Here is a 23,398-nt window from a genome sequence, read left to right as displayed (position 1 = left end):
GGAGGGGGATGGGGGGTGGCCGGGCCGGGGGGTGGAGCCGGTCATCGGCGGTCCAGGTGGGTGCGGGCGGATGGGAACGAGGCCAGGGCGCCGGCCTGGGCGAGGCCGCGTACCAGGTACCAGCTGCCGAGGCCGGCGATGAGGGCGGCGCTGAGGCCGATCACGGCGTAGTAGCCGAGCATCCAGGCGATCGGCCAGGTCGGGTAGTTCATCACGAGGCCGTAGGTGGTGGTCGTGATCCCGGCGGCCACGCCCGCGCACACCGCGGTGAGCGGCCGCCAGGAGCGGTAGCGGGTGGCGGCGAAGACGGCCTCGGCGCCCGCGCCCTGCAGCAGGCCGAGCAGCAGGATGGCCAGGCCGCTCGCCGAGCCGAACAGCACCGACACCGCGGCCGCCACGAGTTCGGTGAAGACCGCGGCGCCGGGCCGGCGCACGATGAGCGGGCCGAGCACGGCCGGGATCAGCCAGACGCCCATCATCAGCCCCTGGCTGGGCGGGAAGACGAGGAACAGCCCCGACACCGCGGCGAAGGTCACGTTCCAGAGCCAGAACACCACTCCGAAGGCCGCCGCCACGGTCGCGGCGACCACGATGTCCACGGTGCGCCAGCGCAGCCGCGGCGCGGGTCCGGGCGCGGACGCGCCCTCGGGGGAGGGGGAGGAGACGCTGCCGGTCATCGGTTGCTCCGCTCGACGGTGGGACGCGGGAGGGTTGGGGTGCGCGGCACGTCAGCCGCGCGCCGACAGGAACGGGGTGAGCGCGCCGGCCCGCCCCAGGGCGCGCACCAGCAGCCAGCCGCCCATCCCGGCGATGGCGGCGGCGCTGACCGCCAGCACGGCGGCGTAAACGGCCATCCAGGCGACCGGCCAGGTGGGGTAGTACATGACGATGTCGAGCACCGCCGCCACCAGCCCGGCCGCGGCCCCGGCCAGCAGCGCCGTGCCGCGGCCCCAGCGCAGGTAGCGCCCGGCCGCGAAGACCAGTTCGGGTGCCAGGCCCTGGAGCAGGCCGTAGAGGATGACGGTCACGCCCCAGCTGGTGCCGAGCCAGGCCGACACGGCCGAGGCGACCAGCGAGGTGAAGACCGCGGCGCCGCGCTTGCGCACGACCAGCCCGCCGAGCACGCCGGGCAGCAGCCAGACGCCGTACATGAGGCCCTGGCCGGGCGGGAAGGCCAGGAAGGCCGGCTGGACGATGTTCCAGGCCAGCCCCCAGGCCCAGAAGACGACGCCGACGGCGACGCCGAGCACGGCGGTGACCACGATGTCGACGGTGCGCCAGCGGTGCCCCGGGTGCCGGGCGGCGGTGGGGTGCGGGTCCGTCATCGGAGCCCTCCTCGCGTCGCGCACGCGGGGACCGTCGGGCTGAGAGTGTCGACAGTATGCAGACCAGCGGCCCGGCAACGGAAACGGCGCGTTCGTACGAACGCGCCGAGGCTGGTGTACCGACTCCCTGCGCTGGCATTACCCAGATCAGGTTCGAGGGTCTGCGGGTCTCCCCGCACTCTCAGCGCTGCGGCGCTCCCCTGTCGTGCAGTTGGGATGTGCATTTGGAGAGTACCCGTTCACCTCGCCGTTGCCTAGCGCGGGGCCCCGCCCGCGCTCCGACCGCCGCCGCGCCCGCCGTCGGCCCGGCGCGCTTGACGCCTGGCCCGCCATCGCATAGACCTATATCGCAAATAAACCGACGTGCGGTCTATTAATGGAGGCGCGATGGCGCGCACCGTCCGACCCGACGAGCACGCACTCCGCCGCGACGAGATCCTCGACGCGGCCCAGCGGCTGGTCCGGACCAAGGGCTACCAGGCGATGACCATCCAGGACGTGCTCGACGAGCTGCGCAGCTCCAAGGGCGCGCTCTACCACTACTTCGGATCCAAGCCCGCCCTGCTCGAAGCGCTGGTCGGCCGGATGCACGACCGGCTGGCCGCCGACCTGGCCCCCGTCCTCGCCGACACCGCCGCCTCCGCCCCCGAGCGGCTGCGCCGCTTCCTGGACACCCTGGCCGGCCGCAGGAACGACGAACAGGCCTTCTTCGTCGGCGTGATGCGCGTCTGGTACTCCGACGGCAACGCGCTGCTGCGGCAGAAGGTGCGGGCCGACGCACTGCGCCGCTTCGGCCCGATGCTCGCCGAGGTGATCGAGCAGGGCGTCCGCGAGGGCACCATGGCGACCACCCACCCCGCCCACATGGGCGAAGTGGCGCTCGGGCTCTCCCTGTCCCACGCCGACACCCTCGCCCGGTCCCTGCTCGACGGCCCGGCCGGCACCGGCCCCGCCGCCGACGAGCGCGAACTCGCCCGGATGGCCGCCACCACGGCCGCCTACTCCGAGGCGGTCGAGCGGGTGCTCGGCATGGCGCCCGGCTCCGTCCGGCTGACCGACACCGAGACGCTGCGCGCCTGGCTGGCGGCCGTGGCCGCGCAGCGGGAGGAGGCCCACCATGCCTGAGGCACCCGCCCCTCTAGACACCGACGTCCTGGTCGTCGGCGCCGGACCCGTCGGCCTGGCGCTCGCCTGCGAGCTGCGCAGGCACGGCGTGCGCTGCCGGATCGCCGACCGCGCCCCCGGCCCCGCCACCACCTCCCGCGCCCTGGGCGTGCAGGCCCGCTCCCTGGAGGTCTTCGAGGACATCGGCGTGACCGGGCGCATGCTCGCCGCCGGCACCCGCGCCGGCGGGCTGACCGTCTACGACCGCGACCGGCCCGTGCTGCACATGAGCCTGCGCCACGTGTCCGACAGCCCCTACCGCTACCTGCTGGTGCTGCCGCAGTCGCGCACCGAGGCGATCCTGGCCGACCGGCTCGCCGAACTCGGCGGCGCCGTCGAACGCGGCCTGGAGCTGCGCGAACTCCGTACCGAGGGCGGCGAGGCGGGACCGGACGGCGGCGTGCTCGCCGAGTTCGCCCGCCCCGGGGCCGGCGGCGGGGGCACCGCCGCGCGGATCCGGGCGCGCTGGGTCGTCGGCTGCGACGGCGCGCGCAGCACCGTGCGCAAGGCGGCCGCCATCCCCTTCGAGGGCGCCACCGCACCCGAGTCCTTCCTGCTGGCCGACGTGCGGCTCGACTGGGACCGCACCAGGGAGACCACCCACGGCTGGCTAACCCGCGACGGCATGCTCGCCGCCTTCCCGCTGCCCGACGGCAGGTGGCGGCTGTTCGTCACCGCCCGCCCCGAGCCGGGCAGCGCCGCGCCGCAGGCCACCGTGCCCGAGTTCCAGCGCCAGCTGGCCCACTACACCGGCGACACCCGGACCACCGTGAGCGACCCCGGCTGGATGACCACCTTCACGGTGAACTACCGGGTGGCCGCCCGCTACCGCGCCGGCCGGGTCTTCCTGGCCGGCGACGCCGCGCACATCCACAGCCCCTTCGGCGGCCAGGGCATGAACATCGGCGTCCAGGACGCCGCCAACCTGGCCTGGAAGCTCGCGCTGGTCCTGGACGGCGCGCCCGACCGGCTGCTGGACACCTACGAAGAGGAGCGTCGCCCCATCGCCGAGTACGTCAGGCGCGGCAACCAGGGCGCCACCGGCATGCTCGTGACCGGGAACCCGCTGCTGAGGGCGCTGCGCGACCGGGTGGTGGTGCCGCTGCTGAGCCTGGACGCCGTCCAGCGGCGGCTGGCCACCGAGACCTCGGAGCTGGCCATGAACTACCGGGGCGCCGCCCTGTCGCTCGGCACCCGGCGCGGCCCCGGGCCGCGCCCCGGCGACCGGGCGCCCCGGGGCCGCTGCCGGCCGGCGGCCGGCGGAGAGCCCGCCGACCTCTACGACGCGCTGCGCGGCACCGCGTCCCGGCTGCTGCTGTTCGCCGGGCGCGCGCCGCGCCCCGGCGAGCTGCGCTCGCTGGCCGCGCTCGCCGCCCGCACCGAGCGCGCCACGGCCGGGCGGGTCCGCGGATACCTGGTCATCGCGGGGGAGCGGGCGCCGGCGGAGCCGGCCGAGGAGACCGCCGTGCTGCTCGACCCCTCGGGCGAGCTGCACGACGCCTACGGCGCCCGCCGCCCCGCCCTGTACCTGATCAGGCCGGACGGGTACATCGGGCTGCGCACCCGGCCCGACGACACCGACGGGCTGCGCGACTACCTGCGGCTGCTGCTGGGCGCGCCCGCCCCAGACCGGGAGCCCTCGCCCGGGTGAGCCGCCGCGCGCCGCGCGGGGCGTCTATCCTGCCTGCATGCCCCGTTACGAGTACCGCTGCCGCGCCTGCGGCGACACCTTCGAGCTGTCCCGCCCGATGAGCGAGTCCTCGGCCCCGGCCGACTGCCCGCAGGGCCACGCCGACACCGTCAAGCTGCTGTCGACGGTCGCCGTCACCGGTTCGGGCGCCGCCGCGCCGCCGGCACCCGCCTCCGGCGGCGGGTGCTGCGGCGGCGGCTGCTGCGGCTGAGCGCCCTGGTCAGCCGCCGTAGGCGGCGCGCATCAGCACCTCGCCGTCGACCGCGCGCGCCAGCAGTTCCCGGGGCTCCACCCCGGCGGGCACCCAGGCCGAACGCCAGCTGCCGAGTTCCCCGCCACCGGTGCCGGGGATCTGCTCCAGCAGCGTCCGCCAGCCGCCCGTGCCGGTCAACTCCACCTCGAAGGCCATGTCCGGCACCCGGGCCACCACCAGTGCGCCCTCCTCCGCCGTGGCGGCCACGGCGGTGAACGGCTCGTCCAGGTCCCCGCCGGACAGGTCGCCCATCGCCGTACCCGAGCCGCCCTGGACCACCGCGGTCAGCTCCCACACCCCCGCCGCCGAGCGGGCGCGCACGCTCCAGGCCACCGGCCCGTCCCGGCCCTCCGTGAGCAGCACGTCATCGCTCACGAGCGCCGCGGAGCTCGCGGGGTCCGCCGAGACGGGGAGCGTGCCCAGGAGCGCGGACGGCGCGTCGCCGGGGGCGTCCAGGCCCGCGAGCACCGTGTCCAGTTCCGCCGGGGTGAGGCCGCGGCCTTCGGCGTAGGCGATCTGGCCGTCCTGGCGCCACAGGCGGGTGCGCACCGGCTCGTCGGCCTCGGTCCCGTCCTGCCGTCCCGCCATGGCGCCGACATAGGCGCTCGCCGCGGCGAACAGGGCGTCGTCGTCCGGGGCGGTGTAGACGTCGACGGTCGACTCCTGTGCCGGCAGTGCGTGCGGGACCCTCCGGACCAGGCTCAGGTGGAAGCGCGGTGCGAAGGGCAGTCCCTCGGGGGCGTCGACGTGTCCCAGGGGCCACAGGCCCAGCGAGGCGCCCGCGTCCAGCAGTCCGGGCGGGGCCGGAGCGTCGCCGGTGTTCAGCAGGTCCGACGCCCACAGCAGCGATTCCACCGGCAGGCCGTGGCCGACGAGCCGGTAGTGCACCGACGGCGCGGCCTCGCGGTACTCCTCCGGTGTCTCGACCCAGGTGTAGCGCCCCGTCCGGCCCGAGGCGCCCTCCGACGCCCTCCCGGAGCCCGCCGCCCGCCACACCAGCAGCAGCCGGCCGTGCTCCGGGCCCGACCGCCCGCCGTACACGGAGTATCCGTGAGAGGGGCGGGACGCCGGCGCGCCGGCGTGCACGACGGTGAAGCCCGCGGAGGCGATCGGCTCCAGGCCCCGCACCGCCGCGTGCGAAACCGGGGGTATCGGCGGCGGGGCCAGGGCGACGCGCGCCCCGGCGGCCGACACCAGCACCGCGGCCGCGGCCACCACCGCCCAGCGTGCCCAACGGCCGAAACGGCGCCGACGCGGGACCGGGGCGGACTCCATGCCCGCAGTCTGGCGGAGCCGCCGCCGCGTGCCCAGCCGAACCGGACCGGCTGTCCGCAACAGGCTGCGGTGCCAACCGGTCCCGGCCCCGCGGCGTCACCGCGGGGCCGCGACCGGCGCCGTCACCGTGCCAGCTGGGTGATGTCCCTGGCCGCGCCGGTGGAGGCCGAGGTGGCCATCGCCGCGTACGCCTGGAGCGCGGCGCTGACCGGGCGCTGGCGGTCCTTGGGGCGGTAGCCGCCGCCCTCGCGCAGCTCGGTGCGGCGGGCGGCCAGTTCGTCCTCGGTGACCAGCAGGGTCAGCTCGCGCCTGGGGATGTCGATCCGGACCCGGTCGCCCGGCCGGACCAGCGCGATGTCGCCGCCGGCCGCCGCCTCGGGCGAGATGTGCCCGATCGACAGGCCCGAGGTGCCGCCCGAGAAGCGGCCGTCGGTGATCAGCGCGCACGCCTTGCCCAGCCCCTTGCCCTTCAGGAAGCTGGTCGGGTACAGCATCTCCTGCATGCCGGGTCCGCCCTTGGGGCCCTCGTAGCGGATCACCACCACGTCGCCCGGCACGACCTCGCCGCCCAGGATGCCGTCGACGGCGTCCTCCTGGCTCTCGAAGACCTTGGCCGGACCCTCGAAGGTCCACAGCTCCTCCTCGACGCCCGCGGTCTTCACGATCGCGCCGTCGGGGGCGAGGTTGCCGGAGAGCACGGCCAGGCCGCCGTCGGCGGTGTAGGCGTGCTCCACGTCGCGGATGCAGCCCGCGGCGCGGTCGGTGTCCAGGCTCTCCCAGCGCACGCTCTGCGAGTAGGCGCGGGTGCTGCGCACCCCGCCCGGCGCGGCGTGGAACAGCTCGACCGCCTCGGGCAGCACCTCGGGGGAGCGGATGTCCCAGCGGGCGATGAACTCCGCCACGGTCAGGCCGTGGATGGTGGGCAGCGAGGTGTTCAGCAGCCCGGCCCGCCCCAACTCCCCGAGGATCGCCGGGATGCCCCCGGCGCGGTGGACGTCCTCGACGTGGTACTTCTCGGTGTTCGGCGCCACCTTGCACAGGCACGGCACCCGGCGCGAGACCTCGTCGATCTCCTTGAGCCCGAAGTCGACGCCCGCCTCGTTGGCGGCGGCCAGCAGGTGCAGCACGGTGTTGGTGGAGCCGCCCATCGCCACGTCCAGCGCCATGGCGTTCTCGAAGGCGTCGCGGTTGGCGATGGCGCGCGGCAGCACGGACGCGTCGTCGTCCTCGTAGTACCGCTTGGTGATCTCCACGACCTTGCGCCCGGCGTCGACGTAGAGCTGCCGGCGGGCGGTGTGGGTGGCCAGGGTGGTGCCGTTGCCGGGCAGCGCCAGGCCGATCGCCTCGGTGAGGCAGTTCATCGAGTTCGCGGTGAACATGCCCGAGCACGAGCCGCAGGTGGGGCAGGCGTTCTCCTCCATCTCGCCCAGCGCGGCCTCGGAGACGTTGGGGTCGGCGGCGGCCACCATCGAGCTGATCAGGTCGACCTTGCGCACGGTGCGCGCCTCGCCGTCGACGACGGTGACCTTCCCGGCCTCCATCACGCCGCCGGAGACGAACACGGTGGGGATGTCCAGCCGCATCGCGGCGATCAGCATGCCCGGGGTGATCTTGTCGCAGTTGGAGACGCAGACCAGCGCGTCGGCGCAGTGCGCGTTCACCATGTACTCGACCGCGTCGGCGATCAGCTCCCGGCTGGGCAGGGAGTAGAGCATGCCGCCATGGCCCATCGCGATGCCGTCGTCCACGGCGATGGTGTTGAACTCGCGCGGGATCCCGCCGGCCTCGCGCACGGCGCCGGCGACAACGTCGGCCACCTCGCGGAGGTGTACGTGGCCGGGGACGAACTGGGTGAAGCTGTTGGCGATCGCGACGATCGGCTTGCCGAAGTCGGCCCGCTCGACGCCGGTGGCGCGCAGCAGCGCGCGGGCGCCGGCCATGTTCCTGCCATGTGTGACCGTACGCGACCGAAGCGGTGGCATGGGTCTGCTCCCATCGAGCCTTGAGAATCCTCAGAATCGAACGTGTTCCCTGCTCACGGGATCGTCCGCGGGCGAACCCGCCTTTCGCCGCCGCGGCGCCGGATCGGCGGCCGGCGGAGCGGCGTCGGCACGGTGGTGCGGTGGACGCCGGGGCGCGGGAATCACTCCAGCTTAGGTCGCCGCGGGGCCGTCCGCCAAAAGAGGACCCCACCGCCGTGCTCGGCGGTGGGGTGGGTGGCCGGGGGGAGTCAGCCGTAGCGGGGGGGCAGGACGCGCTCGGCGGCCTCGGTGATCTTCTCGATGTCGGTGTCGCTGAGGTCGTCGGTGCCGCGGCGGACGAACTTGCGGACCTTGCGGCCGGTGAAGACGGCGACGCCGCGGATGACCAGGATGTCCCAGCGCAGCGTGGGGCCGTACAGGGCGAGCCCCGGATGCGTGCGGACCTCGCGCTTGAGCGCTTCGGACAGCAGTTCGCCGGCGCGCACGGCCTCCCGGTTCGCCTCGTCGAGGCGGTCCATCTTGTGGAAGGGGCCGTGGTAGAGCTTCTCGGGCTTGGTGGTGACGGGCAGGCGCTCGTCCCAGCCCTCGGAGTCGATGACGAACACGCCGTTGCGGCCGATGACCAGGTGGTCCACGCTCGCGGACATCCCGGGGATGGTCCGGGCGTGCAGCACGCGGTAGCCGTCGCGCTCCAGTCTGCGCAGCGCCCGCTCGGTGCGGCGGTGCGCGACGGTGACCTTGGCCTTGCCCTTGCGCCAGGCGTCGACCGAGGACTCCTGCTGGGACACGTACACGGTGTGCGCGACGCCGGCGATGAGGGCGAGGGACAGGCCGAGCCGCCAGTCGAACACGAGGGTGCCGACGAGCCCGGCCGCCAGCGCGATGCCGATCCGGATCGCCCACAGGCGCTTCTGGGGATCCTTCAGCAGGTCGCCGTAGGTGGGGGTGCTGCGTCTCTTGTCGGTGCGGTCGATGAGGACGGATCCGCTGGAAGCGCTGCGCGCTCCGGCGGACGCGTCGTCCGACGGCTCGAAGGTACCGGTGCTGCGGCCAGGTGCGGGTTCCACATTGCGCAGCGTAGCCACCGGTGTGAGGGATGCCTAGTAGGGGCGGGACCACACTTTTGTACCCCGCCGAGGCATGACCTGTAGCGTGTGCGTCGGACGAATCCGGGGAACAGCTAGCATTCTAGCCATTCTCTAGAGACACACACGTTGCTGTGGAACCGCGACCGCCGTCTCCGGCGGCGTTCACCGGTTCGGGCGAAGATCTCCGGAGAACCGGTGATCTCGCCGGACCCCCTCACTACCCCCCTCGTCACTCACCGCAAGTATTCCACCGCGATCATCCGCTTTCGTCAATGCGACGAGAACGGGTCGCGGGGTATTTCGTGCGGCCGGAGTCGGCCAAGCCGCCCTCCCTGCCCCGCGCCCGATGCCGTAGCGTGCCCTCGTGCCGCAGATCCACGACCTCACCGCGATCGAACTCAGCGCCGCGATGCGCGCCGGCGAGCTGTCGCCCGTCGACGTCACCGAGCACTACCTGGAGCGCATCGACCGGCTGGACGCGCGGCTGGGCGCCTTCGTCACCGTCACCCCCGACCTGGCCCGCGAGCAGGCCGCCGAGGCCGAGCGCCGGCTGCGCGCGGCCGCCGATCCGGCCGCGCTCCCGCCGCTGCTCGGCCTGCCCGTGCCGATCAAGGACCTCGACATGCTGGCCGGCGTCCGGCTCACCTGGGGCAGCAAGGTCTTCACCGACTTCGTCGCACCCGTCGACGACGCCGTGGTGGCCCGGCTGCGCGCCGCCGGCATCGTGGTGCTCGGCAAGACCAACACCCCCGAGTTCGGGCTGAGCTGCCACACCGAGAACGGCGTCGCCCCGCCCGCCCGCACGCCCTGGGACCTCGGCCGCTCGGCCGGCGGCTCCAGCGGCGGCGCGGCCGCCGCCGTGGCCGCCGGGCTCGCCCCGATCGCCCAGGGCAGCGACGGCGGCGGCTCCGTGCGCATCCCGTGCTCGGCCTGCGGCCTGTTCGGCATCAAGCCCACCCGGGGGCGCATCAGCAAGGCGCCGGTCGCCCCCGACCTGATCGGCCTGGGCACCGCGGGGCCGCTGGCCCGCACGGTGCGCGACGCCGCCTGGCTGCTGGACGCCATGCTGGTCCAGCGGCCCGGCGACCTCTACACCGCGCCGCCGCCACCCCCGGGGGAGACCTTCCTCGGCTACGCCGAGCGCGAGCCCGGCCGGCTGCGCATCGCCCGCTTCGCCACCACCACCGTGCCCGGCTCCGAGGTCCACCCCGACGTGATGGCCGCCTACGAGGAGACCTCCAAGCTGCTGGTGGAGCTCGGCCACGAGGTCACCGACATCGACAGCCCCTTCCCGGCCGACCTGATCCCGCAGTTCGAGAAGGTCTGGGCGACGATGCCGAGCCTGTACCCGGTCACCGACGACCAGGTGGACCGGCTCGAACCGCTCACCCGCTGGCTGCTGGAGCGCGGCCGGCGGCTGTCGGCGGCCGAGTACGTCGCCGCCACCGCCGCCCTGCAGAACGCCGTGCGCGCCGCGCTGCCGCTGCTGGAGTCCTACGACGCGGTGCTCAACCCGACGATCGCCCAGCCGCCCGCGCCGATCGGCCACTTCACCGAGACCGGCGACCCCGCCGAGGAGTTCGACCGGATCAAGAGGTTCGCCGGCTACCCGGCGCCCTACAACGTCACCGGCCAGCCGGCCGTCAGCGTGCCCACCGAGTGGACCGCGGACGGACTGCCCATCGGGATGATGCTGGCCGGGCGCACCGGCGACGAGAAGACGCTGATCTCGCTGTCGGCGCAGCTGGAGGCGGCCCGGCCCTGGGCGCACCGCACGCCCCCGATGTGGTGAGGTCCGCCCGGCGCTGGCCGTGAACCGACGAAATCGCCGCCCGGCGCGCCCGTCGTGCGGACAGCGGGCGGCACGAGCGGCGATGATGGCGCGGTGACCGATCACCAACTGGCCGAGCTCGCCCGCGAGCACGGCGTCGCCGTCAGCTACGACGACTGGAGCGGCCGCCCCGTCGACGTGTCCCCCGAGACCCTGCGGTGCGTGCTCGGCGCGCTCGGGGTCGACGCCACGCGCCCGGCCGAGGCGCTGGCCCGGCTGCGCGCCGAACGCGAGCGCCGGCTGCTGCCGCCCGCCGTGGTGCTGCGCCGGGGCCGGCCACTGGAGCCGCCGGTGCCCGAGGGCACCGCGCTGTCTGTGGTGGACGCCGACGGCGCCGAGCTCTCCGACCTGGGCGCGCTGCCGCTCGGCTTCCACCGGCTGCACGCCAAGCGGGCCGGTGCCGGCGCGGCGGGCGAGGAGTCGGCGCCGCTGCTGGTCGTGCCCGACCGGCTCTCCCCGCCGCCCGCGCTGGGCCGGGCGCGGGCCTGGGGGCTGATGGCGCAGCTGTACTCCGTGCGCTCCCGCGGCTCGTGGTCCTTCGGCGACCTGCGCGACCTGGCCACCGTGGCCGACTGGAGCGCCCGCGAGCACGGCGCCGGCTTCGTGCTGATCAACCCGGTGCACGCCACCGAGCCCGCCGGCCGGATCGAGCCCTCGCCCTACCTGCCGGTCAGCCGCCGCTACGTCAGCCCGCTGTACCTGCGGATCGAGGACGTGCCCGAGTACGCCGGCCTCGACTCCGCCGAGCGCGAGCGGATCGCGCGGCTGTCGGCGCCGCTGCGCGCCGCCTCGGCCACCGCCGAGCTGATCGACCGCGACGCCGTGTGGGCGGCCAAGCGCGCCGCCCTGGAGGCGCTGTACCGGGTGCCGCGCTCGCCCGAGCGCGAGGCGCGCTACCGCGCCTACCTGCGCCGCGAGGGCGCCTGCGTCGACGGCTACGCCGCCTGGTGCGCCATCGCCGAGCAGCACGGCACCGACTACCGCGCCTGGCCGGCCGAGCTGCGCGACGTCGCCGCCGTGCGCCCGGAGACGGCGGCGGAGCGCTGGCCGGCCGCCGACTTCCACCGCTGGGTGCAGTGGCTGCTGGACGAGCAGCTCGAATCCGCGCAGGGCGCCGCCCGCGCCGCCGGCATGCCGGTGGGGATCGTGCACGACCTCGCCGTCGGCGTGCAGCCCGGCGGGGCCGACGCGTGGATGTACCAGGACGCGATCGCGGGCGGCATCACCGTCGGCGCGCCCCCCGACGAGTTCAACCAGCAGGGCCAGAACTGGGGCCAGCCGCCCTGGCACCCCGGCCGGCTGGCCGCCGCCGGCTACGCGCCGCTGGCCCTCCAGCTGCGCCAGGCGCTGCGGCACGCCGGCGGCATCCGGGTCGACCACGTCATGGGCCTGTTCCGCCTCTGGTGGACGCCGGAGGGCGCCTCGCCCAAGGACGGCACCTACGTGCGCTACGACCACGAGGGCCTGGTCGGCACGCTCGCCCTGGTGGCGCAGCAGAACGAGGCGCTGGTCATCGGCGAGGACCTCGGCACCGTCGAGCCGTGGGTGCGCGAGCACCTGGCCGAGCGCGGCGTGCTGGGCACCTCGGTGCTGTGGTTCGAGCGCGAACCCGACGGCACCCCGGCCGCGCCGGGGGAGTGGCGCCGCGACTGCCTGGCCACCGTCGCCACCCACGACCTCCCGCCCGCCGCCGACTACCTCACCTCCGACCACGTCGAACTCCGCGCCCGCCTCGGCCTGCTCGCCCGCCCCGCCGCCGAGGAACTCGCCGAGGCCGAGGCCCAGGTCGCCGCCTGGCGCCGCGAACTCGCCGCCCTCGGCCTGCTCGAACCCGGCGCCGACCTCACCGCCACCATCCGCGCCCTGCACGCCTACCTGGCCCGCACCCCGTGCCGCCTCGTCGGCATCGCCCTCAACGACCTCGTCGGCGACCGCCGCATCCAGAACGTCCCGGGCACCAGCACCGAGTACCCCAACTGGCGGGTCCCGCTGTCGTCCACGGACGGCCGCCCCGTCCTCCTGGAGGACCTGCCCCGCCTCCCCGAGGCTGCCGCCACCCTCCCGTGGCCGGACGACGGCTCGCTGCCGCAGACGTGAAACAGTTTTCTCGCCGAATTTTCGTCGCATTCGCGTAGTTCGCCGGCAACATTCCGGGCATTCTTGAATATCGGTGATCGTTTGTGGATTTGGCATGGCGAATGCGCATCGGAGTGCTGCTAGCGTTTTCGCATGCCCACTCGCGAGCATGAATTGCTCATCGATCTGTTCCGGGACGACCCCGCGACGGCACCGAAACTCCTAAAAGGAGTGTTCGATCTGCCGATTCCGGAGTACACCCGGACCTGCCTGGAATCGACGGACCTCCCCGAAGTGAATCCGGTGGAATTCCGTGCCGACGCCGTGATAACACTCCGGAACGACGCCCCGGTCATGGCGGTCATCGTTGAGGTGCAGCGCGGCCGCGACAGCGTCAAGCGCCGCAGCTGGCCGGTCTACCTGACCACATTGCACGCCCGGCTGCGCTGCCCGACCGTGCTCCTCGTGGTCTGCCCCGACGCGGCCGTAGGACGGTGGTGCGCCCAGCCCATCCGGGTCGGACACCCCGAATGGGTGCTGCACCCGCTCGTCGTCGGCCCGGAGTCCGTCCCGGTCGTCCACGACCCGGAGCAGGTCAGGAATGCGCCCGGCCTGGCCTTGCTCTCGGCTCTCGCCCACGGCAACGATGACCGCGTCGTCCTCGACGCGGTCATGGACGGACTGGACGCGGTCGACCGCGACCGTGCGCGTCTCTACACTCAATACATACTTTCGCAGCTCTCCGGAGCCGCCCTGGAGTACCTGGAGGCCGTCTTGGAGACCGAGAAGTTCGAGTACATGAGCGACTTCACCCGGCGCTATGTGGAGAAGGGTGAGCTCAAAGGTGAGGCCAAATCGGTCCTGAGGGTGCTTACGTCGCGAGGTGTGGCGGTGTCGGATGCGGCGCGTGCGCGCATCGAGTCGTGCCGGGACGAAGAGCAGTTGGACATCTGGTTGGACCGGGTGGCGACGGTGGAGCACGTGGACGATCTGTTCCGCTGATCATCCGATGCGATGACCGTCGATTACACGAGCGAGTTCATCCAGGGCTACGTGAAAAAGGGAGAACTCAAGGGAGAGGCCAGGGCGCTTCTCACGATCCTCGATGCGCGTGGGTTCATGATCCCCGACGAGATGCGTGCATGCATCGAGTCGTGCCGGGACGAAGAACTGCTGGACGCCTGGTTGCACCGGGTGGCCACCGTGGAAAGCGTCGAAGAACTGTTCACCTGAGCGCACAGTCCAATCGCAGGAAACCGTCGGGCCCCGCACGGATGCCGTGCGGGGCCCAACGTGCCCGGTTTTCGACTACACCCCTTCCGCCGCCCCCGCCTGGGCGTCCCTGGCGCGGGCGTGGAGGGCGCGGTGGATGCCGGCGCGGCCTTCCAGGAGGAGGCGGCGCAGGGCGGCGGGCGGGTCGTTGGCGGCGATGTAGTCGTCGGTCATCCGGATGGTGCGCTCATCGATGCTGAGGGCGGGGTAGCAGGCGATGGCGAAGGTCTGCGCCTGGTCGGAGGTCCAGCGGGACCACACGTCGCCGACGATGGCGAAGAACTTCTCCGCATAGGGCTCCAGCAGTTCGGCCTGGGCGGGGTTGACGAAGCCGCCGACGGTGGCGCGGAAGACGGCGTTGGCGAGTTCGTCCCCGGCGGCGATCTGCTGCCAGGCGCGGGCCTTGGCCTGCGGGGTGGGCACGGAGGCGCGCGCCGTGGCGGCGGCGCGCTCGCCGGCGGCGGTGGGATCGCGCTCCAGTTCGGCGGCGATGGCGGCGTCGTCGGCGGCACCGGCCGAGACCAGAGCGTGCAGCAGGCTCCACCGCAGGTCGGTGTCGACCTCCAGACCGGGCAGCGGCGCGGAGCCGTCGAGCAGGCCGGCGATGAAGCGCAGGTGCTCGGCGGAGGACGCGACGCCGAGGAAGGCGTGGGTGTAGGCCAGCTGGAGGTCGCCGCCGGGCTCGGCGGCGTGCAGCAGGTCGTACAGGCCGTCGGCGAGCAGCCGCAGCCCGGTGTCGCGCCAGGCGGGCGACGCGTACTGGTAGGTGGCCTGGGTGGCCTGGCGGAGCAGGGTCTGCGCGACGGACACGTCGGTGACGCCGCGGATGCCGGCCAGCACCAGCCGGACGTAGTCGCGGGCGGGCAGCTCGGCGTCGCGGGTCATGTCCCAGGCGGCCGAGAAGCCGAGCGCGCGCGGCAGCGACTCCCGGATGGCGCCGACCTGCTCGACCAGGGTGCGCAGCGAGCGCTCGTCCAGGCGCACCTTGGCGTAGGTGAGGTCGTCGTCGTTGAGCAGCACCAGGTCGGGCTGCCCGTGCCCGAGCAGTTCCGGCACCTCGGTGCGGGCGCCCACCACGTCCAGCTCCACCCGGTGCCGCCGCAGCACGCCGTCGTCGGTGCGGTCGTACAGGCCGATGGCGACGCGGTGCGAGCGCAGCGTCGGGTGGTCGGCCGGCGCCTCCTGCAGCACGGTGAAGGAGGTGAAGGCGCCGTCGGCGCCGACGGTGAACTCCGGCCGCAGGGTGTTCACCCCGGCCGTCTCCAGCCACTCCTTGGACCACGACTCCAGCTCGCGGCCCGAGGTGCGCTCCAGGGCGCGCAGCAGGTCGGCGAGGGTGGTGTTGCCGTAGGCGTGCTCGGCGAAGTACGCGCGGACGCCCTCGAAGAAGGCGTCCTCGCCCACCCACGCGACGAGCTGCTTGAGCACCGAGGCGCCCTTGGCGTAGGTGATGCCGTCGAAGTTCACCTCGACGGCGCGGATGTCGGGGATGTCGGCGGCGATGGGGTGGGTGGAGGGCAGCTGGTCCTGCCGGTAGGCCCACGCCTTCTCGACATTGGCGAAGGTGGTCCACGCGCCGGTCCAGCGGGTGGCGTTGGCCTGGCAGTACACGCTGGCGTAGGTGGCGAAGGATTCGTTCAGCCACAGGTCGTCCCACCAGCGCATGGTCACCAGGTCGCCGAACCACATGTGCGCCATCTCGTGCAGGATGGTCTCGGCGCGCCGCTCGTAGCGGGCGTCGGTCACCCGCGAGCGGAAGACGTAGTCCTCCAGGAAGGTGACCGCTCCGGCGTTCTCCATCGCCCCGGCGTTGAACTCCGGCACGAACAGCTGGTCGTACTTGCCGAAGGGGTAGCGCAGCCCGAACAGGCGGTGGTAGAAGTCGAAGCCCCTCTTGGTGACGTCCAGGATCGCGTCGGCGTCGAGGTGCTCGGCCAGCGACCTGCGGCAGTACACGCCGAGCGGGATGCCGTCGTGGCTGTCGCGGACGACGTGGTACGGCCCGGCGATCAGCGCGGTGATGTAGGTGGACATCCGCTCGGTGGGCGGGAAGTGCCAGCGGGTGGTGCCGTCGCCCCGCTCGGCCACCGGCTCGCGCACCACGTCGGGCGCGGTGTTGGAGACGACCTCCCACGCGGTGGGCGCGAACACGGTCAGCTCGAAGGTGGCCTTGAGGTCGGGCTGGTCGAAGCCGGCGAACATCCGGTGCGCGTCGGCCGTCTCGAACTGGCTGTACAGGTAGGTGCCGCCGTCGACGGGGTCGACGAAGCGGTGCAGGCCCTCGCCGGTGCGCATGAAGGCGGCGTCGGCGACGACGGTGAGCTCGTTGTCGGCCGCCAGCTCCGGCAGGGCGATCCGCTCGCCGTCGAACACCTCGGCCGGGTCCAGCGCGGCGCCGTTGAGGGTGACGGCGCGCACGGCGGGGGCCACCAGGTCCACGAACGAGGACGCGCCCGGCCGGGAGCAGCCGAAGCGGATCGTGGTGGTCGAGCCGAAGGTCTGGTCGCTGCGGGTGAGGTCCAGCTCGATCTGGTAGGTGCGGACCTCCAGCAGCCGGGCCCTCTCCCGCGCCTCCTCGCGCGTCAGGTTTCCCGCCACGTCGACCCCCTCCATGTGGTGTGCGTTCGTCGTTATGTCCAGGTTCGCAGCTTCCGGGGCTGCGGGCCCCGGGTTCGCGGGACCCGGGCCGGACGCTTCGGCGCCCTGGCCCCCGCCAGTGTGGCAGCCCTCGGGCGCCGTCTGGCGAATCCTGCCATGCGCGGCGGCGGAATGGGGAGCCGCGGGCCTCGGTTAGCGTGGATGGCGCGGCTCCCGCCGACCCCGGGGTCGGGGCGGGGCGGCGCCGCGACGACGCGACGCCAACCGAGTTGAGGAGAGCCGGCCATGACCGCGACCGAGTCGGAACCAACGCCCGTCGACTTCTGGTTCGATCCGCTCTGCCCCTGGGCGTGGATCGCGTCCCGGTGGCTGCTGGAGGTCACCGAGGTGCGCCCGGTGCAGCCGCGCTGGCATGTGATGAGCCTCTCGGTGCTCAACGAGGGCCGCGATCTCCCCGAGCAGTACCAGCGGCTGATGGCCGAGGGCTGGGGTCCGGTGCGCGTCGCCATCGCCGCTGAGCAGCGCTTCGGCCCGCAGGTGCTCGGCCGCCTGTACACCGCGCTGGGCACCCGCTTCCACCACGAGAAGATGCCCAAGAACCGCGAGACGATCCTGGCGGCGCTGGCCGAGGCCGAGCTGCCCGCCGAACTCGCTGACGCCGCCGAGTCCACCGCCTACGATGAGGCGCTGCGGGCCTCGCACCGCAACGGCATGGACCGGGTCGGATACGAGGTCGGCACCCCCGTGATCGCGATCGGCGACGTCGCGTTCTTCGGGCCCGTGGTCACGCCGATCCCGCGCGGCGAGGCGGCGGGCCGGCTGTACGACGGCGTGCTGCTGGTGGCGGGCACCGACGGCTTCTACGAACTCAAGCGCAGCCGCGACCGCGAGCCGGTCTTCGACTGACGCACCCGGCTGGGAGGACCGATGAACCCTGACGACGAGCGCGTCGTCGACCTCGACGACGACATCGAGATCCTGCCCGACCAGACCCGCGACGACATCGACACGGGCTGGGGCGAGTGGCGGTCCGGCGGCGACGACGACCGCTACGCCGAGGACCGGCCGCCGCACTGGGGCTGACCGGTCCGGGCCGCCCGCCCCCTCGGCGGGCGGCCCGCGCCGCGGCGGGCGCCGACGTGACGAGGCGGGCGCCGACGTAACGAGGCGCGCCCCGACACGGGCCGCCGGGCGGCGCGGCGCCCGGGCGACCTGCCACACTAGGGCCGTGCGCGTTTACCTCGGCTCCGACCACGCCGGATACGAACTCAAGGAGAAGCTCGCAGCCTGGCTCGCCTCGGCAGGCCACGAGCCCCGCGACTGCGGCCCCGACCGCTTCGACCCCGAGGACGACTACCCCCCCTTCGTGCTGCGCGCCGCGGCGGCCGTGGCGGCCGACCCCGGCAGCCTGGGCGTCGTCATCGGCGGCTCGGGCAACGGCGAGCAAATCGCGGCCAACAAGGTGGCCGGCGTCCGGGCCGCGCTGGCCTGGAGCGAGCAGACCGCCCAGCTGGCCCGGCAGCACAACGACGCCAACGTCGTCGCCATCGGCGCCCGGATGCACGAGCCCGAGCAGGCCGTCGCCTTCGTACGGACCTTCCTGGAGACCCCGTACTCCGGCGAGGCCCGGCACACCCGCCGCATCGGCATGCTCAGCGCCTACGAGGACTCCGGCGAGCTCCCGCCGCTGCCCGGCTGACCCCCGCCGCGCCCCCGGCGCCCCCGACCGCCGCCCGGGCCGGGCGCGGGCGCCGGGGGCGGCGTCCCGTCCGGGGACTCGGCGCGCGGCCGCGACACGTCGCGGACCCGCATCGCGGCCTCGGCGGTGATCCTGCGCTTGGCCTGGACCATCGGCACGCCCCCTTCGCTCGCGGCCGGGCCGTCGATCCGTTGGGCGCGGAGCGCCGCCCGCCACCAATGAAGGTAGCCGCGGCCGCCCACCGCCGAAAAGGGCGTCTTCGCCGGGCCTGACCGTGGCTGGCTGTGCCGGGGCACCTCCGGCCGCTACGCTGCGGCCATCATGAACTCCCGCAGCACGCCCGCCTTCCCGCACCGTGTCCGCGCGCTGGCCGGACGAGCCGTATCGAGATTCAGGCGCAAGTTCCTGTTCCGCTACCGCATCGTCCTGATCACGCTCGTGATGCTCGCGGTGGGGATCGGGCTCGGCGCGGTCTACGTCTCCCCGGCGCTCTTCCCGCCGAGCGCCGTCATCCTGACGGTGCTGGCCGGCGGGCTGCTGCTCAAGCGCAAGAGTCTGGCCTTCCTGCTGGCCGTCGTCACCGCGGTGCTGGGCTTCACCGCCTTCCAGCTCGACTTCACCCAGGTGGGGCCCGGGCTGCTGGTCACCATCGCCGTCACCGCCGTGCTGGCCAACCTGCTCGCGGGCGTGCGCGAGCGGATCGGCGTGCGCGGGCTGCGCGGCGAGCAGATGCTGATCGAGCTGCGCGACCGCCTGCGCAACCAGGGCAGGCTCCCCGAACTGCCGCGCGGCTGGGGCGCCGAGGCCGTGCTCGAACAGGCGGGCGGCTCCTCCTTCGGCGGCGACTTCGTGGTGTCCAGCAGAAACGGCGACACGGTCGAGGTCGCCCTGGTCGACGTGTCGGGCAAGGGCGTCGACGCCGGCACCCGGGCCCTGCTGCTGTCGGGCGCCTTCGGTGGGCTGCTCGGCGCGGTCCCGGCCGCCGACTACCTCGGCGCCTGCAACGACTACCTGATGCGCACCGCGGTCGGCGAGGGCTTCGTGACCGCCGTCCACCTCAGCATCGACCTCGCCACCGGCGAGTACGCCGTGCGCTCCGCCGGGCACCCGCCCGCCGCGCACTTCGACGCGGGCAGCGGCACCTGGCGGATGACCGAGGCCAAGGGGATCGTGCTCGGCGTGGTGCCGGAGATGAACCCGGTGTCCGCCTACGGCCTGCTGCGCGACGGCGACGCGATCATGCTCTACACCGACGGCCTGGTCGAGGCGCCGGGAAAGGACATCGACGCCGGCATCGACCGGCTGCTCGGCTCGGCCGACCGCATGGTGGCCGCGGGCTTCCGCAGAGGCGCGGCCCAGCTGGTGGCCGAGCTCGGCAAGGGGCAGCACGACGACTGCGCCGCCGTGGTGATCTGGCGCTCCTGACCGGCCGGGCGGCGCGCTTCCGCACGTCGGCCAAATGCCCGGTGCGCCGCCCGCCGACGCGCTAACGTGAGCGCGTCGAGAAGGTGCCGGCCGGAGCGGAAGGTACGGAAACGTGCGGCTCGAAGGCGCTCTTGGCCTGATCCTGATGCTCGGGTCGGGCCTCCTGCTGGCCGCGGAGGTCTGGCCCCGGCTGGCCACCCTCCGCTTCCGCCGCCGGGCGCGGCGCGCACTGGGCGTGGTGGTGAACGTGCACGACGCCTCCCAGGACCCCGGGGTGGTCTTCCCGGAGTACCGGCCGGTCATCCTGTTCCGCACCGACGACGGCGAGCGCGTCACGGCCACCAGCAACCGGGCCACCCCCTGGTACGACTTCGAGCCCGGCGAGCAGGTGGAGGTCCGCTACTCGCCCGACTCGCCCAACTTGATGCAGCCCTCGGAGCGCCACGACGACCTGCGCGCCCTGCTGCGGCTGCTGGCGGTGATCGCCTGCGTGGCGGTGGTGGCGGGCTGCGGCTGGGTGCTCACCTTCCAGTACCTGCTGGCCTGAGCCCGCCCCGGCCCGCCGCAGCGGCGGGCCGTAGGCTGGCGGGCATGCCGCCCGACATCAGCGTCCGCGCCGCCCGGCCCGGCGACCACGAGCGCATCGTCGCCGTGGCCGACGAATGGTGGGGGCGGCCGGTGGCCGCCAAGCTGCCCCGGCTCTTCCTGGACCACTTCGCCGCCACCAGTCTGGTGGCCGAGCGCGACGGCGCGCTCGCCGCCTTCCTGATCGGCTTCCACTCCCCATCGGCGGCCGACACCGCCTACGTGCACTTCGCCGCCGTACGCCCCGACGAGCGCGGGAACGGGATCGCCGCCGAGTTGTACGAGCGCTTCACCGCGGCGGCCGCGGCGGCGGGGCGCACGGTGGTCCGGGCCGTCACCTCGCCCGGAAACGCCCGGTCCATCGCCTTCCACAGCGCGCTCGGCTTCTCGGTCAGCGCACCGGTCCCCGACTACGACGGCCCCGGGCGGGACCGGGTCGTGTTCGAGCGGCGGACCGGCCCTGCGCGCTGAGGACCGCGCGTCGGGCTACAGCCGCGTCCAGCCGGTGCGCACCCGCCAGCGGCCGCCCTCGCGCAGGTGGGCGACGATGGCGCGCTGCAGGGCGGTGTCCTGGGGGAGTTGGCACAGGTGCGGTTCGTGCTTGCGGAAGACGAACCAGAAGAAGTCCGACTCGTCCTCGGTGCCGCCGGGCACCGCTTCGAAGCGGCGCTGGAAGCGGACGATGTTGGAGCCGGCGTCCAGGTAGCGGGCGAGCTGGTCGTCCAGCAGCCAGGAGGTGCAGACCGCCAGCCGGCGCGTGGGCTCGGGGAAGCGGGTGGCGAAGAACTCCCTGGCCCGCGCGAAGGAGTCCTCGACCGCCTCGGGGGTGAGGGGCCCGGTCGGCGGGATGTGCACGCCGAGGGCGGCGTCGCCGGCCTGGAAGCCGGGGCCCAGCCCGCTCAGCCGCTCGCCGTCGTACCAGTGGCCGGGCGAGGAGCCGGGCGCGATGGTCATCATGTTGAACTGCAGGCGGCCGAACTCGTAGATCATGCCGCCCAGGTGCAGGCTGAGCCACGACTGCGCGTTCAGCCCGACCGTGCCGAAGGCGGTGCGGTGGACGCCGAGGTGGCGGCCCAGGTCGGCCAGGATCGCCAGCGACTCCCGCTCGGTCACGCCGCGCTCGCGGTGCCAGGCGCGGACCCGGGCGGAGGCGTGCGTGAAGACGTGGGCGTAGAAGCAGCGCCCCGCGGCCCCCAGCGTCTCCGGGAGCTGCGGCCAGGCCCGGTACGGGGCGTCGAAGCGGCCCACGTCCAGTTCGGTGCGGTGCACGCAGCGGTCGAGCAGCCACCACAGCTCGGGGCTGCGCTCCGGGTCGGGCTCGGTGGCCGCGACCTCCTCGGCGTCCTGTTCGCCGGCGCCGTAGGCGCGCAGCAGTTCGCGGGAGCGCCGCTCGCCCAGCGGTGCGAGGGGCGCGGGCCGGGGCCCGACGGCGTCCAGCTCGGCGAGCAGGGCCGTGTGCGCGTCGGTGAGCCGCAGCGCCTCGGCCACGGCCGCCGGGCTCAGGGTGTGGGGGCTTGCCATGCCCCTATAGTGGCGCACCCGCCCGCGGCTCGGCGTCCCCGGCGGCCCGCGGCCGCTCCGCCCGGCGCGCTTCGGCGGCGCGTGCGGCCCGGCGCAGCAGCACCAGCGTCTGGAGCGCGGCGTAGCCGACGACCACCGCGCCGACCAGCGCCGTGATGTGGATCGCGCCGGTGAAGGCCGTGCCCGCGGCCTGCCGCAGCGCCTCCCCGGCGGCGGGCGCCAGGCCGTCGGCGACGGCGTGCGCCCCGCCCAGCGTCTCGCGGGCCTCGGCCAGCGCGGCCGGCGGCAGGCCGGGCGCCGGCGCCAGCGCGCTCTGGTAGACGCCGACGACCAGGCTGCCCAGCACGGCGGTGCCCAGCGCCCCGCCCAGTTCGTAGGCGGTCTCGGAGATCGCCGAGGCGGCGCCGGCCCGCTCCGGGGGCGCCGAGGCCATGATGACGTCGTTGGTGAGGGTCTCGGCCAGGCCCACACCGGCACCGACCAGCGCGAAGGCGATCACCAGCAGCAGCGGGGTGCCGGTGGCGGGCAGCTGGGTCATCACCAGGAAGCCGGCCGTCGCCGCGAACATCCCGGCCGGGACCAGCACCCGCACCGGCAGCCGGCGCACCAGCGCCACCGACAGCAGCCCGGCCGCGATGGAGGCGAGGATGCCGGGCAGCAGCCACAGCCCGGCCCGCATCGGCGAGACCCCGAGCACCAGCTGGAGGTACTGGGTGATGAAGAACATGCAGCCGGTCAGCGCGAAGACCGACATCAGGTTGGCCGACAGCGCCGTGCTGAACTCCCGGTCGGCGAACAGGCGCAGGTCCAGCATGGGGTGCCGGGCGCGCAGCTGCCTGCGGACGAAGAGGGCGCCGACGGCCAGTCCGAGCAGCACCGAGGCGACCGGTGCCGCGCCCAGGCCCTCGGAGGCGGCGAGCTTGATCCCGTAGACCACCGGCAGCACGGTCGCCAGCGACATCCCCGCGCTGAGCAGGTCGAAGGGTCCGGGCGCCGGGTCGCGGTACTCCGGCAGCAGCAGCCGCCCGCCGACCAGCAGCGCGGCCATGACCGGCAGGTTGATCAGGAAGACCGAGCCCCACCAGAAGTGCTCCAGCAGCCAGCCGCCGACGACCGGGCCGAGCGCCGCGCCGCCGGAGAACATGGTGGCCCAGATGGCGATGGCGAGGGTGCGCTGGCGCCGGTCCAGGAAGATCGTGCGCAGCAGGGAGAGGGTGGACGGCATCAGAGTGGCGCCGAAGACGCCGAGCAGGGCGCGCGCCACGATCAGCACCTCGGCCGTCGGGGCGTAGCCCGCCAGCACGGACGCGGCGCCGAAGCCGGCCGCGCCGACCAGCAGCAGGCGGCGACGGCCGATCCGGTCACCGAGGGTGCCCATGGTGACCAGCAGCCCGGCCAGCACGAACATGTAGATGTCGACCATCCACAGCAGCTGGGTGCCGGTGGGCCGCAGCGCCGAGCTGATCATCGGCACCGCGAAGCCGAGCACCGTGCTGTCCACGGCGATCAGCAGCACGGGCAGCATCAGGACGCCCAGCGCGCACCACTCGCGGCGTCCGGCGCGCGGCGGTGCGGGGGAGGAGGTGTGGTTCATGGTCGTCTCGCTCGCTATAC

Annotated in this window: 21 protein-coding genes and 1 riboswitch; of the genes, 13 read left to right on the top strand and 8 right to left on the bottom strand. The window is 74.0% G+C overall.

Going from position 1 to position 23,398, the window contains the following annotated elements:
- Positions 1 to 41: 41 nt before the first annotated feature.
- Both CLV72_RS24900 and CLV72_RS24895 read right to left on the bottom strand, forming a co-directional pair.
- The gene (locus CLV72_RS24900) at positions 42 to 677 is read right to left on the bottom strand and encodes an ECF transporter S component (protein WP_106250969.1); all 636 of its coding nucleotides are present in this window, start codon (positions 675 to 677) and stop codon (positions 42 to 44) included.
- A 51-nt stretch (positions 678 to 728) separates the two neighbouring features.
- On the bottom strand, positions 729 to 1,325 hold the full coding sequence (locus tag CLV72_RS24895; RefSeq protein WP_106250966.1) for an ECF transporter S component: 597 nt from the start codon (positions 1,323 to 1,325) through the stop codon (positions 729 to 731).
- A gap of 107 nt (positions 1,326 to 1,432) precedes the next feature.
- Positions 1,433 to 1,537, bottom strand: a riboswitch (TPP riboswitch).
- A gap of 175 nt (positions 1,538 to 1,712) precedes the next feature.
- Here CLV72_RS24895 and CLV72_RS24890 point away from each other — a divergent pair.
- From CLV72_RS24890 to CLV72_RS24880, 3 genes are read left to right on the top strand one after another with little or no spacing between them, the layout of a single operon-like run.
- Entirely contained in the window at positions 1,713 to 2,450 is a 738-nt protein-coding gene (locus CLV72_RS24890) for a TetR/AcrR family transcriptional regulator (protein ID WP_106250963.1), read from the top strand.
- Positions 2,443 to 4,140, top strand: coding sequence for an FAD-dependent monooxygenase (locus tag CLV72_RS24885; RefSeq protein WP_106250959.1), 1,698 nt, complete (start codon positions 2,443 to 2,445; stop codon positions 4,138 to 4,140). Before CLV72_RS24890 ends, CLV72_RS24885 begins: the two co-directional genes overlap by 8 nt.
- 37 nt (positions 4,141 to 4,177) lie before the next feature.
- Positions 4,178 to 4,390 (top strand): FmdB family zinc ribbon protein, encoded by a 213-nt coding sequence (locus CLV72_RS24880; protein WP_106250957.1) that lies wholly within the window; start codon positions 4,178 to 4,180, stop codon positions 4,388 to 4,390.
- Positions 4,391 to 4,399: 9 nt separating this feature from the next.
- Here CLV72_RS24880 and CLV72_RS24875 read toward each other — a convergent pair whose 3' ends face one another.
- The 3 genes from CLV72_RS24875 to CLV72_RS24865 form a co-directional block, all read right to left on the bottom strand.
- Entirely contained in the window at positions 4,400 to 5,707 is a 1,308-nt protein-coding gene (locus tag CLV72_RS24875) for a hypothetical protein (protein WP_146159552.1), read from the bottom strand.
- 122 nt (positions 5,708 to 5,829) lie between these two features.
- On the bottom strand, positions 5,830 to 7,689 hold the full coding sequence (ilvD, locus tag CLV72_RS24870) for a dihydroxy-acid dehydratase (protein ID WP_106250952.1): 1,860 nt from the start codon (positions 7,687 to 7,689) through the stop codon (positions 5,830 to 5,832).
- A gap of 248 nt (positions 7,690 to 7,937) precedes the next feature.
- Complete coding sequence (locus CLV72_RS24865) at positions 7,938 to 8,756, bottom strand: nuclease-related domain-containing protein (RefSeq protein WP_245930421.1); 819 nt, start codon at positions 8,754 to 8,756, stop codon at positions 7,938 to 7,940.
- A gap of 385 nt (positions 8,757 to 9,141) precedes the next feature.
- Between CLV72_RS24865 and CLV72_RS24860 the strand changes: the two genes are divergently transcribed.
- From CLV72_RS24860 to CLV72_RS24845, 4 genes are all read left to right on the top strand, one after another.
- The gene (locus CLV72_RS24860; protein WP_106250950.1) at positions 9,142 to 10,569 is read left to right on the top strand and encodes an amidase; all 1,428 of its coding nucleotides are present in this window, start codon (positions 9,142 to 9,144) and stop codon (positions 10,567 to 10,569) included.
- 93 nt (positions 10,570 to 10,662) lie between these two features.
- Entirely contained in the window at positions 10,663 to 12,705 is a 2,043-nt protein-coding gene (gene malQ / locus CLV72_RS24855) for a 4-alpha-glucanotransferase (RefSeq protein WP_106250948.1), read from the top strand.
- A 132-nt stretch (positions 12,706 to 12,837) separates the two neighbouring features.
- Positions 12,838 to 13,686, top strand: coding sequence for a hypothetical protein (locus CLV72_RS24850; protein WP_106250946.1), 849 nt, complete (start codon positions 12,838 to 12,840; stop codon positions 13,684 to 13,686).
- 12 nt (positions 13,687 to 13,698) lie between these two features.
- Entirely contained in the window at positions 13,699 to 13,917 is a 219-nt protein-coding gene (locus CLV72_RS24845) for a hypothetical protein (RefSeq protein ID WP_106250943.1), read from the top strand.
- Positions 13,918 to 13,992: 75 nt separating this feature from the next.
- Here CLV72_RS24845 and pepN read toward each other — a convergent pair whose 3' ends face one another.
- Positions 13,993 to 16,554 (bottom strand): aminopeptidase N, encoded by a 2,562-nt coding sequence (pepN, locus tag CLV72_RS24840; RefSeq protein ID WP_106251348.1) that lies wholly within the window; start codon positions 16,552 to 16,554, stop codon positions 13,993 to 13,995.
- Between the two features lie 285 nt (positions 16,555 to 16,839).
- Here pepN and CLV72_RS24835 point away from each other — a divergent pair, with 285 nt between their 5' ends.
- The 6 genes from CLV72_RS24835 to CLV72_RS24810 all read left to right on the top strand — a co-directional run bounded on the left by CLV72_RS24835 (position 16,840) and on the right by CLV72_RS24810 (position 20,734).
- Positions 16,840 to 17,460, top strand: coding sequence for a DsbA family protein (locus CLV72_RS24835; RefSeq protein WP_106250941.1), 621 nt, complete (start codon positions 16,840 to 16,842; stop codon positions 17,458 to 17,460).
- Positions 17,461 to 17,481: 21 nt separating this feature from the next.
- On the top strand, positions 17,482 to 17,637 hold the full coding sequence (locus CLV72_RS32390; protein WP_170141100.1) for a hypothetical protein: 156 nt from the start codon (positions 17,482 to 17,484) through the stop codon (positions 17,635 to 17,637).
- A gap of 145 nt (positions 17,638 to 17,782) precedes the next feature.
- Positions 17,783 to 18,253 carry a ribose-5-phosphate isomerase gene (locus tag CLV72_RS24830; protein WP_106250938.1) on the top strand — a complete coding sequence of 157 codons (471 nt, stop codon included), beginning with the start codon at positions 17,783 to 17,785 and terminating at the stop codon, positions 18,251 to 18,253.
- Between the two features lie 321 nt (positions 18,254 to 18,574).
- Positions 18,575 to 19,678 carry a PP2C family protein-serine/threonine phosphatase gene (locus CLV72_RS24820; protein ID WP_106250933.1) on the top strand — a complete coding sequence of 368 codons (1,104 nt, stop codon included), beginning with the start codon at positions 18,575 to 18,577 and terminating at the stop codon, positions 19,676 to 19,678.
- 112 nt (positions 19,679 to 19,790) lie between these two features.
- Positions 19,791 to 20,225: a DUF3592 domain-containing protein gene (locus tag CLV72_RS24815; RefSeq protein ID WP_106250931.1), complete on the top strand. Its 435-nt coding sequence runs from the start codon at positions 19,791 to 19,793 to the stop codon at positions 20,223 to 20,225.
- A gap of 44 nt (positions 20,226 to 20,269) precedes the next feature.
- Positions 20,270 to 20,734, top strand: a complete 465-nt coding sequence (locus tag CLV72_RS24810) for a GNAT family N-acetyltransferase (protein ID WP_106250928.1) — start codon at positions 20,270 to 20,272, stop codon at positions 20,732 to 20,734.
- A gap of 15 nt (positions 20,735 to 20,749) precedes the next feature.
- On the opposite strand, the gene CLV72_RS24805 is transcribed toward CLV72_RS24810, so the two are convergent.
- Both CLV72_RS24805 and CLV72_RS24800 read right to left on the bottom strand, forming a co-directional pair.
- Positions 20,750 to 21,784 carry an acyltransferase domain-containing protein gene (locus tag CLV72_RS24805; RefSeq protein WP_146159551.1) on the bottom strand — a complete coding sequence of 345 codons (1,035 nt, stop codon included), beginning with the start codon at positions 21,782 to 21,784 and terminating at the stop codon, positions 20,750 to 20,752.
- A gap of 4 nt (positions 21,785 to 21,788) precedes the next feature.
- The gene (locus CLV72_RS24800; RefSeq protein ID WP_106250923.1) at positions 21,789 to 23,378 is read right to left on the bottom strand and encodes an MFS transporter; all 1,590 of its coding nucleotides are present in this window, start codon (positions 23,376 to 23,378) and stop codon (positions 21,789 to 21,791) included.
- Between the last annotated feature and the right edge of the window lie 20 nt (positions 23,379 to 23,398).

The sequence above is a fragment of the Allonocardiopsis opalescens genome (assembly GCF_003002095.1).
In the GTDB taxonomy this organism is placed as follows: domain Bacteria; phylum Actinomycetota; class Actinomycetes; order Streptosporangiales; family Streptosporangiaceae; genus Allonocardiopsis; species Allonocardiopsis opalescens.
This window is presented reverse-complemented; position numbering and strand designations above follow the sequence as displayed.